This window comes from Streptomyces sp. NPDC093094 (assembly GCF_044754345.1).
Taxonomy (GTDB): domain Bacteria; phylum Actinomycetota; class Actinomycetes; order Streptomycetales; family Streptomycetaceae; genus Streptomyces.
Genome location: NZ_JBIVOX010000022.1, coordinates 38,066 through 49,904 on the forward strand (window position 1 = coordinate 38,066; position 11,839 = coordinate 49,904).

At 70.6% G+C, this 11,839-nt stretch carries 14 protein-coding genes; 6 read left to right on the plus strand and 8 right to left on the minus strand.

Annotation, left to right across the window (positions count from 1 at the left end; genetic code table 11):
* Nucleotides 1-109: 109 nt before the first annotated feature.
* The 3 genes from ACIQGV_RS33420 to ACIQGV_RS33430 all read right to left on the minus strand — a co-directional run bounded on the left by ACIQGV_RS33420 (nt 110) and on the right by ACIQGV_RS33430 (nt 3,889).
* Complete coding sequence (locus ACIQGV_RS33420) at nt 110-865, minus strand: calcium-binding protein (protein WP_402501482.1); 756 nt, start codon at nt 863-865, stop codon at nt 110-112.
* Nucleotides 866-1,514: 649 nt separating this feature from the next.
* Complete coding sequence (locus ACIQGV_RS33425; protein ID WP_402501485.1) at nt 1,515-2,159, minus strand: dihydrofolate reductase family protein; 645 nt, start codon at nt 2,157-2,159, stop codon at nt 1,515-1,517.
* Nucleotides 2,160-2,431: 272 nt separating this feature from the next.
* A complete protein-coding gene (locus ACIQGV_RS33430) occupies nt 2,432-3,889 on the minus strand; it encodes an FAD-dependent monooxygenase (RefSeq protein WP_402501488.1) in 1,458 nt (485 codons plus the stop codon).
* 170 nt (nt 3,890-4,059) lie between these two features.
* Here ACIQGV_RS33430 and ACIQGV_RS33435 point away from each other — a divergent pair, with 170 nt between their 5' ends.
* Entirely contained in the window at nt 4,060-4,665 is a 606-nt protein-coding gene (locus tag ACIQGV_RS33435; RefSeq protein WP_402501491.1) for a TetR family transcriptional regulator, read from the plus strand.
* Between the two features lie 642 nt (nt 4,666-5,307).
* Here ACIQGV_RS33435 and ACIQGV_RS33440 read toward each other — a convergent pair.
* Nucleotides 5,308-5,973: a GNAT family N-acetyltransferase gene (locus tag ACIQGV_RS33440; RefSeq protein ID WP_402501494.1), complete on the minus strand. Its 666-nt coding sequence runs from the start codon at nt 5,971-5,973 to the stop codon at nt 5,308-5,310.
* Nucleotides 5,974-6,239: 266 nt separating this feature from the next.
* Between ACIQGV_RS33440 and ACIQGV_RS33445 the strand changes: the two genes are divergently transcribed.
* Both ACIQGV_RS33445 and ACIQGV_RS33450 read left to right on the plus strand, forming a co-directional pair.
* A complete protein-coding gene (locus ACIQGV_RS33445) occupies nt 6,240-6,485 on the plus strand; it encodes a hypothetical protein (protein WP_402501497.1) in 246 nt (81 codons plus the stop codon).
* Nucleotides 6,486-6,673: 188 nt separating this feature from the next.
* The gene (locus tag ACIQGV_RS33450) at nt 6,674-6,847 is read left to right on the plus strand and encodes a CsbD family protein (RefSeq protein ID WP_402501500.1); all 174 of its coding nucleotides are present in this window, start codon (nt 6,674-6,676) and stop codon (nt 6,845-6,847) included.
* A gap of 79 nt (nt 6,848-6,926) precedes the next feature.
* Here the strand turns inward: ACIQGV_RS33450 and ACIQGV_RS33455 are convergent, their stop codons facing one another.
* The 3 genes from ACIQGV_RS33455 to ACIQGV_RS33465 form a co-directional block, all read right to left on the minus strand.
* The gene (locus ACIQGV_RS33455; RefSeq protein ID WP_402501503.1) at nt 6,927-7,376 is read right to left on the minus strand and encodes a DUF2267 domain-containing protein; all 450 of its coding nucleotides are present in this window, start codon (nt 7,374-7,376) and stop codon (nt 6,927-6,929) included.
* A gap of 58 nt (nt 7,377-7,434) precedes the next feature.
* Entirely contained in the window at nt 7,435-7,830 is a 396-nt protein-coding gene (locus ACIQGV_RS33460; RefSeq protein ID WP_402501506.1) for a DUF2267 domain-containing protein, read from the minus strand.
* 93 nt (nt 7,831-7,923) lie between these two features.
* Nucleotides 7,924-8,358, minus strand: a complete 435-nt coding sequence (locus tag ACIQGV_RS33465; protein ID WP_402501509.1) for an Hsp20/alpha crystallin family protein — start codon at nt 8,356-8,358, stop codon at nt 7,924-7,926.
* Nucleotides 8,359-8,517: 159 nt separating this feature from the next.
* On the opposite strand from ACIQGV_RS33465, the gene ACIQGV_RS33470 reads away from it, so the two are divergent.
* Nucleotides 8,518-9,141: an HSP18 transcriptional regulator gene (locus ACIQGV_RS33470; RefSeq protein WP_402501512.1), complete on the plus strand. Its 624-nt coding sequence runs from the start codon at nt 8,518-8,520 to the stop codon at nt 9,139-9,141.
* A 122-nt stretch (nt 9,142-9,263) separates the two neighbouring features.
* Here the strand turns inward: ACIQGV_RS33470 and ACIQGV_RS33475 are convergent, their stop codons facing one another.
* A complete protein-coding gene (locus tag ACIQGV_RS33475; protein WP_402501515.1) occupies nt 9,264-10,259 on the minus strand; it encodes an SsgA family sporulation/cell division regulator in 996 nt (331 codons plus the stop codon).
* Between the two features lie 27 nt (nt 10,260-10,286).
* Here ACIQGV_RS33475 and ACIQGV_RS33480 point away from each other — a divergent pair, with 27 nt between their 5' ends.
* Nucleotides 10,287-10,583 carry a DUF3459 domain-containing protein gene (locus ACIQGV_RS33480; RefSeq protein ID WP_402501518.1) on the plus strand — a complete coding sequence of 99 codons (297 nt, stop codon included), beginning with the start codon at nt 10,287-10,289 and terminating at the stop codon, nt 10,581-10,583.
* Between the two features lie 460 nt (nt 10,584-11,043).
* On the plus strand, nt 11,044-11,839 hold a 796-nt coding region (locus ACIQGV_RS33485), incomplete at its 3' end, for a hypothetical protein (protein WP_402501521.1).

Here is an 11,839-nt window from a genome sequence, read left to right on the forward strand (position 1 = left end):
CCCCCTGCCTCATCACGCAGAGCGCTCACGCCGACGCGGCTTCGCGACGGCAGACCGCGAAGCTCCGCCCCTCTTCACCGGGCTGGACGTGAACCCGAAGGCGCTCCCCTTAGCGCACGTCGACGTAGTCGCCGGGGGCGTTGGCGGGGCCGGTGGTGGTGTTGCCGGGGTAGCTGTAGCGCCAGTAGCCGTCGCGGGTGGCGGTGACAACGGTCCTGAGGTGGCCGGTGGGGCCGGCGGTGACGGTCTTGACGGTGGTGTAGTGGCCGGTGGGGGTGCGGAACTGCAGGCGTACGGGCTGGTTGGCGTAGCGGTGGTACGTGAAGTCGTTCCAGCTGACGCGGCTGAGAGCGCCGGTGACGGTGATCGGCTTGCCCTTGGTCACGGGCTCGGGCGCCGCGTCGACGGTCAGCTTCGAGGCGCGCTGGAGGGTGAAGGACGCTGCCGCTTTGCGGTGGTGGTCGCCGTCCAGTGCTTCGGCATCGACATAGAGGCGCCAGGCGCCGGCGTCGGCGTTCTGCCACCAGCCGTCGCCCATGGTGAACCAGAAGTCGCATCGGGTGGTGGCTGCGTCGACCACCGTGCACGGCGGCTTGTCGAATGCCCCCAGGGCGCCGGTGGGCGCGGCGGCGGGGCCCCGGTACAGCCAGGCGTCGATGTGGTCGAAGCCTGCGGGGTCGCCGGCGGTGACGGTCGCGGTGAAGGTCACCCGCTCGTCGGTTCCGATCACGAGAGGCTTCCCGCCGTTGACGGAGGCGGAGATGATCTGCGTGTCACCCAGGCGTGTTTCGGCTGTGGCCGGTGATGTGCTCAGGCACAGGACCGTGAGCGAGGCGACAGCGGTCGCGGTCGCGGTGGCACGCATGCCCATGTGGAAACCCCCCGGGTGGAATGCCGGCCCCTGGTCTGCGTGATCAGGGAGCATCGTCGCGGCGAGCGCATGCTATCGCCCGGATCGCACCCGCATTCGATCGGCTTGCTCCCATCTGGCCGCCGGGCGTGCGGGCGAGGAGGTCGGCGTGGCCGTCGTCCGTGATGTCGCCCACGCCGACGACCGCGTTGTACGAGGCGCCCCAGCCGGAGAAGACCTTCACCCGGTCCGACCGGGAGCACGAGCAGCCGGATCGCCGCGGCAGGGGGCGAGCACGGCGGGGCCGATGCCCTCCGCCTCCGGCGGTGCGGTGACGCGCGCGAAGCCCCTGCCGCGGCTGACCGTGAGTCGGCGGCCCGCGGGGGCATTCCTGACGGACCTTCATGTTCGGCGTGTTCAGCCGGTGTCCGGGCTGTCGGCTTCTTCGGGGAGGCGGGCCGCGAGGTCGTCGGCCCGCTGAGGCCGGGGCCTCGGACCCCGGCCTCCTGCGCGACGGGGTGGGCTGTATGCGGGGCCGAGGGGCTGGAGAAGCAGGAATCGCCACGGCGTGGTCAGTGCCCTGACGGGCATGGACGTTTCCTCGCAGCCGCAGCCGCAGCCGCAGCCGCAGCCGCAGCCGCAGCCTGGACCCGGGGCCCTCTCGTCATCTTCGCCAGAACAGGTGGTGCGTCACGCCGCTCGGGCTGGGCACGACGTCCAGATGGAACCGGTCGAGCAGTTCGTCGGGGGACGCCCAGAGCCGCAGTCCGGACCCGAGCTCCACCGGTGACACCGCCACATGCATGGTGTCGACGAGACCGGCATCGAGGAACTGCCGGACGGTGGTGACCCCGCCGCCGAGCCGGACGTCCTTGCCCTGCGCCGCTTCCCGCGCCCGTTCGAGGACCGTGGCCGGGTCCCCGTCGACGAAGTGGAACGTGGTGTCGGAGAGCGTGAACGACGGACGCGTGTGGCGGGTCATGACGAACACCGGAGTGCGGAACGGGGGCTCTTCCCCCCACCAGCCACGCCACTCATGGTCCTGCCAGGGCCCGCGCTGGGGCCCGAACTTGTTGCGGCCCATGATCTCGGCACCGATGTTGCGCGCGAAGTCCCGCGTGAAGTGGTCGTCCAGGCCCCGGCTCCCTCCGGGATCCGTGCGCATGGGCCAGCTCGCCGTGGCTCCGGCCCAGGCGAACAGCCTCTCGGGACGGTCGCAGCCGAAGGGCCGTTCAAGACTCTGGTGCTCGCCGGCACCGATTCCGTCCCTGGAGACGTTGAAGTTCATCACTCTCAGCAGTTGGTCCACGTCTGTCCTCGTCAGGTCCTGTCGCGTCATCGTGCGGCGAGGCGCCGCCCACCATGACGTCGAACGGGACGCGGCCGGATCGACAGCGGCCCACATCTTTTTCGAGGCCCGTCTTTTTTCGAGGCCCGTCAGGCGAGCGGTTCCGTCGGCGGTGCGACCGTCGTGGACGGGGCGGGGCATCGAGGTGCCCGGGGCGGGCCGCCACGACCGCTCACATGCGTCGCCGTGGACGTCACCGCCCGGTCCGACCGCAACCCGGCGAACCTTGCCGGTCAGAGCACCGGCTGTCCCAGACACCGGGCCGTGGCCTCGTCGACTGCCGCCGTGTCCGCGTTCTCCGCCGCCCAGGCCGCGTATCCGTCGGGCCGTACCAGGACGGTCGTGCGGCGGTCGCCCGCCCAGCGCTTCACGGTCAGCCACCCCTCACGGACGCCGGGGCCTTCGTACGTGCCGGAGGTGATCAGCACGAACCGGCCGCCGCGCAGCGCCTCGTAGAGCCGGCCGTCCTTCAGGGCGACGTCGGGGACGCGGGTGCCGGTGAGGCGGTGGGCGCCGCGGGGGGCGGGGTAGGCGTAGCCGATCCCGGTGATCTGCCCCAGGGCCTTGCGCTGGACGGGCGGGGCCATGCCGACGAACGCGGAGAGCGCAGCGCGGGCGGCGCGCAGCAGCGGATGGTGCGCGCGGGCCAGCCGGACCAGTCCGCCGCTGCTGCGCAGCACCGCCCTGCCGACCGGGTGGCGCTCGGTCTCGTAGCTGTCGAGGAGCCCTTCGCCCGCCCGGCCCTGGACGGCAGCGGCGAGCTTCCAGCTGAGGTTGGCGGCGTCCTGGAGGCCGGTGTTCATGCCCTGCCCGCCGGCCGGGGAGTGGATGTGCGCGGCGTCCCCGGCGAGGAAGACCCGCCCGATGCGGTAGTGCGGTGCCTGGCGTTCGTCACTGTGGAAACGGGACAGCCAGCGGGCGTCGTGCATGCCGTAGTCGGTGCCCAGGGCACGGCGGGTGATCTCCTTGACCTCGTCGAGGTCGAGCGGGGCGTCGTCGAAGACCTCGTTGCGGCGGTTCCAGCCCATGACCCGGTACCAGCCGTCGCCGAAGGAGGCGATCATCGCGAAGGCGTCGCCGCGGCCGTTGACGGTGAGGACACCCTCGGGCTTCTCGGCCAGCCGGACATCGGCCAGGACCATCGACTTGATGACGGAGACACCGGGGAAGTCCAGGCCGATCGCCTCCCGCACGGCGCTGTGGTGGCCGTCGGCGCCGACGACGTAGGCCGCCCGGCGGGTGACGACGGTCCCGTCCGCGCCGCGCACGTCGAGGTCGACCCCCTCGTCGTCCTGCCGCAGCCCCACGACCTCGCTCTCGTACGCGAACTCGACCCCGGCCTGGCGGGCCCGCCGCTCCAGGAGACGCTCGACCTCGTACTGCGGGGTGATGAGCAGGAACGGGAAACGTGAGGGCAGCGTGCTCAGATCGAGGGAGAGGCGGCGGAAGAGCCGCAGGCCGGTGATGGTGTCGCCGGTGGTGAGGAGTTCGTCGGCGAGGCCGCGGGCGTCGAGCTGCTCCAGGGTGCGGGCGTGCACCCCGAAGGCGCGGGAGAGGTTGCTGGTCCTGCGCGGCCGCTTCTCGACGAGGGTCACGGCGACGCCGGCTGTGGCGAGGTCACCGGCGAGGAGGAGACCGGTGGGGCCGGAGCCGACGACGATCACGGTGCGGTGGGCGGTGGTGCCGTTCATGGTGGCCTCCTGTTGCCGGTGCCTGCTTGCCGTCGCCTGTTGGCCAACAAGTGTTGGCCAACGCTCGTTGACGAAGGTAGCGAGGCGCCGAGGGGGGTGTCAACAGTTGTTGGCAAACATTCGTTGACCCTCACTTGTTGGCCTACGCTTGTTGGCCTACGCTTGTTGGCATGAACGGCAGTGACAGCACCTCCACGGCCCCCGGCTCCGGCTCCGGCGCCACCCGCCGCTCCGACGTCACCCGCGGCGCGATCCTCGCGGCGGCCCGCGAGCGCTTCGCGACCGACGGCTACGAGCGAGCCACCATCCGCGCCATCGCCAGGGACGCGAACATCGACCCGTCGATGGTGATGCGGTACTACCGCAACAAGGAGGGCCTCTTCGCGGCGGCCGTCGCCATCGACCTGCGGCTGCCGGACGTCAGCGGGGCGGACCGCCGGCAGGACGCGGGACGGATCCTCGTCGAGCACTTCCTCGACATGTGGGAGAACAACGAGGTCCTCACCGCCCTGCTGCGGGTCGGCGTGACCAACCAGGCCGGGGCGGAGCGCATGCAGGGCATCCTGCGGGACCAACTGCTCCCGGTCACCCGGCAGGTGTGCCCCGACCCCGAGCAGGTCCCGGCCCGGGCGGCACTCATGGCGTCGCAGCTGCTGGGGCTGGCGCTCACGCGGTACGTGCTGAGGATGCCTCCGGCGGTGGGGCTGGCGCGGCCGGAGGTCGTGGCATGGCTGGCACCGACGATCCAGCGCTACCTGACCGCGCCGAGTCCCTGAGACCTGCCGAAGCACTCGTATCCGCCGAGGCGACGGCGCCGGTAGGGCGCTGGACGGCCGCCGGGTGCATGAGACCTCCGGGCGCCGGGAAATCCGGACCCGGAAGGCCGGCCGGCTGCCGAGAACCCGCCGAGCCCGTGACATGCCTGGCCTCTGGCCACCGGCTGATCGATCGGCCGGGGACCGGCCGTCAGCCCGGTCGCCGTCCGGACCACGGCTCCTGCGGGCCCAGGCCGGTGGTCGCGGACACGTCCTCGGTACCGCTGGGACGCTGGAAGGCACCTCAGGATCCGGCCTCTCTCACCGTCGAACGAGTCGTTCGTCCCCTCCCTGCTTTTCCGACAGCGCACCCGCCGCTCGGGCGTATCGGGAGCACCGGGCACACGCAGGCGCACACAAGGAGGCGTGCACCGGAACGCGACCGCTTCGTGTGCCGCTGGAGACCGGACGTCGATGATCACTGCCGAATGCAGTCATGGAGTCACTCGACGTCATCAGGTGTTCTTCGGTCACGAGACGCGCGGGCTGCCGAGCGACGGGAGAACCGACGCGGGTGCGACCCTCGGCCGCAGCAGGCGTCGCTGTCGGCGAGCCGCCTTGAGGGGATGCCCGGTTCGGAGAATCAGTCCGGGCTGAACGAGCTCAGGCCGACCGAGCGGCAGTTCTCTGTTCCGTCACGCCGATGGCCGGGCCCTGTCCTGCATGACCGAATGCTCGCAGGCGGGCGGTCAGGCGTTCCTTGGCCGCAGGCCACTCGTCGGCGAGGATCGAGAAGTACACGGTGTCCCGCCAGGTACCGTCCGGACGTCGGCGGTGGCGGCGCAGTACGCCTTCGTGGCGTGCCCCGAGACCTTCGATGGCGGCCTGTGAGCGGTGGTTGAGGTGATCGGTCTTCAGCTGTACGCGTCCCATGCCCAGGTCTTCGAAGGCGTGGGTGAGCAGAAGCAGCTTCGACTCGGTGTTCACGGCGGTGCGCCAGTACGCGCGTCCGTACCATGTCGAGCCGATCTCCAACCGTTCCTCGGCGGCGTTGACGTCCATGTACGTGGTCCAGCCGATGGCCTGGCCGGTGGCACGGTGGATGACCGCAAAGGGAACATACCTGCCCTGCTCGGCGGCTTTGAGCAGGGCGGTGAGCTTGCCGCCCAGTTCCGTCTGCGTCCGGGGCGTCGGCCCGCCCTGCCACCGCCACACCTCCTCGTCGCCGCCTCCTGCTTCGAAGAGTTCGCCGAGGTGGTTCACCGCGAGCGGCTCCAGGCGTACTTGGCGGCCGGTGAGCGTGAGGGGCAGCGGAGTCTTGGCAGGCATGAACCGGAAGGTATCCAGGTTTCGCGCTAGGAACAAGTTAATTTTGCACTAGTGCAATACGGGGTCAGGCTGTGCCCGGCCGGGCCGCCAGTCGCCGGCGCGGCCGGGGTCAAGAGGTTGCGCGGGCAGGCGGTTCGACCGGAGTGAGCGGCGGTACGGGGGAGAGCCTTCGAAGTCACCGCGTCGGACACGCTCCGTCCGCGCCAGGGCTGCCCGGGCTCGGGCAGGCTTTGGCCTTCGCCGGGGGAGCGGGTCGACCTTCACACATGGGCCAGGTCCTGGTCCGTAACCTGTTCATGCCGCTCGACCCTGTCATGTGCATGGCGCTCATGGGTGAATCCGGCCTGCCGATGCCGCGATACGAGATCGGTGAGGTGCTGTACGGGGATGCCATCGGCGAGGTGAAGGCATGGCGCTGGAGGGCGTCGGCAAGGCGGTTGTTGCGGACGCGGCGGGCCTGGACGGTGCGGCTTTTGCCGGAGGTGCGGGTCACGGGGCTGGTGCCGGCGTAGTTCTTGCGAGTCTTGGCGGAGGTGCAGCGGGTGGGGTCGTCCGGGACGGGCCCACGTGCCCGCCTGAGTGGAACCCGGCCTGTCAGCGATGTGCTTGAGGTCGGGCGGTACTGCCCGTTTATGGGGGCTCCCAGCGGTCATACGAGGGTTCTGTCAGGCCGTTCCGATCGAGCAGGGAGTGATCAGTTGTGTCTGGTGAGCAGAAGGCCAAGGCGAAGGGCGAGCAGGCCAAGGGCAAGCTCAAGGAGACCGCCGGTCGCCTGACGGGCGATGAGCGGATGGCCGCCGAGGGCCGCGCGGAGCAGGCCAGGGGCGATGCGCGCGAGGCCAAGGAGAAGGGCAAGGACGCCTTCAGGCACTGAATCTCACGCCGTCGGGGCCGGGACCGCCGCGGCGGTCCCGGCCCCGACGGCGTGTCGGGTCGGCGTGCGGGTGGTTCGGTCAGGCGGCGGTGGGCTGCGGTCGGCGCAGTTCTGCCTGGCCGAAGAGGAGGGCGTAGCCGTCCGGGAGCTGGTGCAGGATCCTGGTGAGGAGGTCGGGGCCTGCCAGGTGTTTGACGACGGCGAGTACGGCGCCGGTGTCCCAGCGGGTGGTGGCCGGGGTGGCGCCGGTGCGGGCGGCCAGGTCCTTGACGAAGCCCCAGCCGGTGAGGTGTTCGGTGGCGGGGATCTGGGCGGTCAGGGTGAGGGCGGCTTCGACGGGCAGGCGCTGGGCGAGGTCGACGCGTTCGTCCCCGGTGAGCCGGCGGCCGAGGGCGCCCAGGACGTGGTGGACGGCTTCAGCAGCTCGTTCGCGGGTGGGGTAGGCGCCTTCGTAGCGCACGCGTTCCAGCATCTGGTCGAACGTCATGACGGGCCGGGAGGGGGTCGCTCGACGAGGCTGGTCGTGCATGGCTGTGGTTGCCTTTCTGTGCGGAGGGAACCGGCCGGCGGCCGGTGGTCGGTGGTGATCAGGCGGGTTGGAGGCGGCCGAAGAGGAGGTCGTAGCCGGGCGGGAGCTGGAGCAGGATCTCGCGGGTGAGGACGTCGCCCGCGGCGGCGGCCGCGGTGGACAGGACCGCGCCGATGTCCCACAGGGCGGTCTCCTCCGTGGCGCCCTCGATCCAGGCCGTGGTCGCCCGGACGAACCGCTGCGGTGAGAGCGGCTCCGCGGCCTGCAGCGGGTTGAGGAGGATCAGCGCGTAGCTCTCGGGGAGCCGGGCGGCCAGCTCGGCCCGCACCGTGCCGACCAGGTGTGCGCCCAGCAGGGCCAGGACGACGCGGGCGACGCGGTCGGCTTCCTCGGCGGTTTCGTACTCACCGCGTTCCTGGACATGGGCCAGGAACGACTCTTTGTGCATCGGCATCTGCATCACCTCCGGGGAGGAGTGAAGAAGGCCGGCCGGGTGACGGAGGGGATCGGCTTCTCCCGCCCTCCGTTGCCGGCCGGCTCGGGAGCCTCAGGCGGAGATCTGCCTGGGGCCGGCCCCGGTACCGATGCTGATCTTGCGGGGCTTGGCGCGCTCGGCGATCGGGATCCGCAGGGTCAGGACCCCCGCGTCGTAGCCGGCCTGGATGTGCTCGGTGTCGAGGGTGTCGGCCAGCATGATCTGGCGGGAGAAGACACCGAGGGGCCGCTCGGAGAGTTCCATCTTGACGGAGTCGGCCTTCGCGACCGGGCGGCGCTCCGCCTTCACGGTCAGCATGTTCCGCTCGACGTCGATGTCGATCGCCTCGGTGCTCACCCCCGGCAGGTCGAAGGCGATCACGTACGCGTCGCCCTCGCGGTAGGCGTCCATCGGCATGACCGACGGCTTCGACCAGGTCCCGGACGTCCCCGACAGCTGCTGGACGATCCGGTCCATCTCGCGGAACGGGTCGGTGCGCATCAACATCGCGAAACACCTCCAGACGGTTCAGGCAGGAACTGCCAATGCGCTTCAACGTGCTCCCGTTGTAACATGTCATCGAAGCGATGACAAACAGAACGTCATCAGGAGGACGACAAGAAGACGGAGCGTGCCGTGCCGCCGGCAGACCCCCACCCCGCCCCCATGCCCTTCCACGCCGCCACAGCAGCACTGCAGGCCATCAGCCAGTCCCTGAAAGAGGCACAGCAGCACCCCGCACCACCGCCCGCCACCACCGCACCGGCCCCGGACGACGCCCTGGCCGCGCTGCTGATGCTGCGCGAGGTCCGCGAACAGCTCGCCGGCTGGGAGAGCACACTGATCGAAACCGCCCGCGGGCAGGGCGCAAGCTGGGCCGACCTCGCAGGCCCCCTCGGCGTGGCCAGCAGGCAGGCCGCCGAACGCCGCTACCTGCGACTGCGCCCCGGCAAGGCCGGAAGCACCGGCGAGGAACGGGTCCAGGCCACCCGCGACACCCGCGCCGCCGACCGCACCGTGGCCACCTGGGCCCGGGCCAACGCAGCCGACCTGCGCCGCCTGGCCGGACAGGTCACCGCCCTCACCGGCCTCCCCGCCGGTGCCGACGACGCGGTCGGTGAACTGAACCTGGCCCTCGCCGACAACGACGCCGCCCGCCTGGTGCAGCCCCTGGCCGCGGCCCGGGCACACCTGCGGCCCCAGGACACCGACCTCACCGAACGCATCGACGCCCTGACCCGGCACACCCGACAGCTCCGCCAGGACACCCAAGACCGGCGGAGCACATAGCCATCCGTCACGGCGCCCTCGCCCCCGTCCGACGAAACCCGCCGGGCGTGGCGCCGCCTTTCATCGCACTGCGGTCGACGGACACGGATCGCGGCCCCGGGAGGACGGGCTCGGCAGCGGCATCAGTGGTCGTGCCCTTGCTGTTCGTCGAGGAGTTGACCAGGCTCGGCTGTTTCGTCGTCCTCGTGCTCTTCCCCTTTGTATTCTTCCCCCTCGTACTCGTCGTCCTCGTACTCGCCCTCCGGAGCCACCGGTTCGACGGGGGTGCCGGGTCTGCCCGGTGCGTCCCGCCCATCGGAGGCGGCGAGTTCGAGCAGGTCGTCCATGTTGACGTGTCGCCTCTCGTCTCCAGGCGCCACCAGTTCGTTCGTGCGTCGGAGGAACCTCTGCACAGCTGCTCGGGGGGCTTCCAGCAGAGCTGTTCCCTCAGAGGTCTGGAGGGTGATGTGGACGACCTCCGTTCCGACTGTGACGGCGGGCCGGATCTTCACGTCCATCTCGCCTGCGGGGGTGCGAAGGCCGGCCGCGAGAAGCTCACGGGAGAACACCCAGTGCACCTCTTCGTCCGGGCCGGTCCGGAACCACGCCTCGATGGCGTAGGGATCCGAGCGCCGGTATCGCAGCTTCGTCGGGACGCGCGCCGAGGAACTGCTGGAGACCACCAGCCGCATGCCCACCTCGCAGACCACCTCCGAGGTGTCGGGACGATCCTTGTTCTGCGGCTGTTCCTCGGTCTGCCGACGGCGCTGTTCGATGTAGCCGCGCAGCAGAGCGCTCAGTCGGCCGGCTGTCTTTCGTACGGGTTCGGCTTCACCGGGGCTGTCGGGCGGTGCGGTGCCGGGGGCGCCTCCCGCCATTTCGGCCAGCCGCTTCTCGACGCGCTCACGCGCCTCGGCGCCGGTGCGAGCGCGCAGGGCCGTCGCCCCGGGCGTGCCGAGCGAGGACTGCTTCAGCAAGGTCGCGAAGTCGGGGCCGCTCAGCTGCGGCCGGCTCTTTCTCAGCCGGGACATGCGCATCGCGACGGCCGCTGCCGAGAGGCCGAGGAACTCGCCGATCTCCTTCATCGTGTATCCCCGCAGCATGAGGAACAGCGCGGTGCGCGTGGTCTCGTCCTTCACCCCCGTGAGCAACCGCCGCACGGCGTCATGACCTATCGCCTGGGATTCGGGTTCTTCGCCGGGACGCCCGCCTCCGTACTCACCCTCTACCGCACCGCCCTCGCCCTGCGCGCGGCGGAACCCGCCCTGGGCGACGGCCCCATGCGATGGCATCCCACCGAAGACGGTGTTCTCGCCTTCTCCCGCAGTGACGACTTCCTGTGCGTCGTCAACCTCACCACCACCCCCGCCCCCCTCCCCGCCCACACCGACGTCCTCCTGTCCTCCCTCCCCCTCGTCGACGGACAGCTTCCGCCCGACACCGCGGCCTGGCTGCGCACCTGACCCGTTCGGCCGGCGAGCCGCCCAGCCCCGGCCGACGCCTCGCCGGCCGTCGGACCCGTTCCGACGAGACCACCGCAACCACGGGCACACGCCGCCCGGATCCGGAACCTGAGCCGCCCCCCTGACCGGATCCGGGCACGGCCGTCAGACCCGACCAGCCCGTTTCGGCAGTCGGGGCGGGCTTGTCGCACTCCACGTGCGGCCCGGCCCCTCATGCCGCCGGTGTGTCACATGTGGTCGTGGGACGGGCGGTCACCCGTGCGGCGGATCCGGTGGACGCCTTCCACCTCCTGCGCGCCGATCCGGAGCGGGAACCGTGGAGCGGACAGCCGCGATTGGCCCTTTAGGGGCGCATGTGGGCCTGCGCTGAGCGAGTCGACCTCGGATCTCCCCCACCTGGCATATGCCGCTGTGCTACGGGTGGAGGGCAAGCATTTCCCCGGGACAGAAGGGCATGCGCGTGGCTGTTGTCGGCGAAGAGAATCAGAGGCCAGCCCCTCCGTCGCTGCGAACGGTCGGCATCGGCCGACGAGTTGACGCCCTGTTCAGGGCCATGTCGGCGGACCTCCTGCTCCGCGAACAGTTCGTCACGGACCCCGCGCAGATCCTGTCCGAGTATGTCGGCGGCAGCAGGCTCTCGCCGCAGCAGGCATCGGTCGTCAACCAGCTGATCCACTCGGTGGCCTCGGACACAGAGGTGCTGGCATGGCTGCGGGACTACGTCGTCGAGCACCGCGACACCCCGGTGTCCCGGGACCGGTTCATGGTGGACCTCGGCCGAGCGGTGGCGGAGAGGAAGTCGGTCCCCGCCGTACTCGCGCTGCTGAGGTTCGCCCTGGAAGGGGAAGACCTGGCCGCCGCCGTCGACGAGGCCCTGGTACCGATCGTCAACGACTGCGGGCTCTTCGGTGACGAGCGGGCGTCCGGCACCGAGATCAGTACGGGGACGGCGTTCGGTACGGAGCAGAGCGGTACGCACATCAGCACCGGCCCCCTCGTCTCTGGTACTGAGACCAGTACGGGGACGGCGTTCGGTACGGAGCAGAGCGGTACGCACATCAGTACCGGTCCTGTTGTCTCTGGTACTGAGACCAGTACGGGGACGGCGTTCGGTACGGAGCAGAGCGGTACGCACATCAGTACCGGTCCTGTTGTCTCTGGTACTGAGACCAGTACGGGGACGGCGTTCGGTACGGAGCAGAGCGGTACGCACATCAGTACCGGTCCTGTTGTCTCTGGTACTGAGATCAGTACGG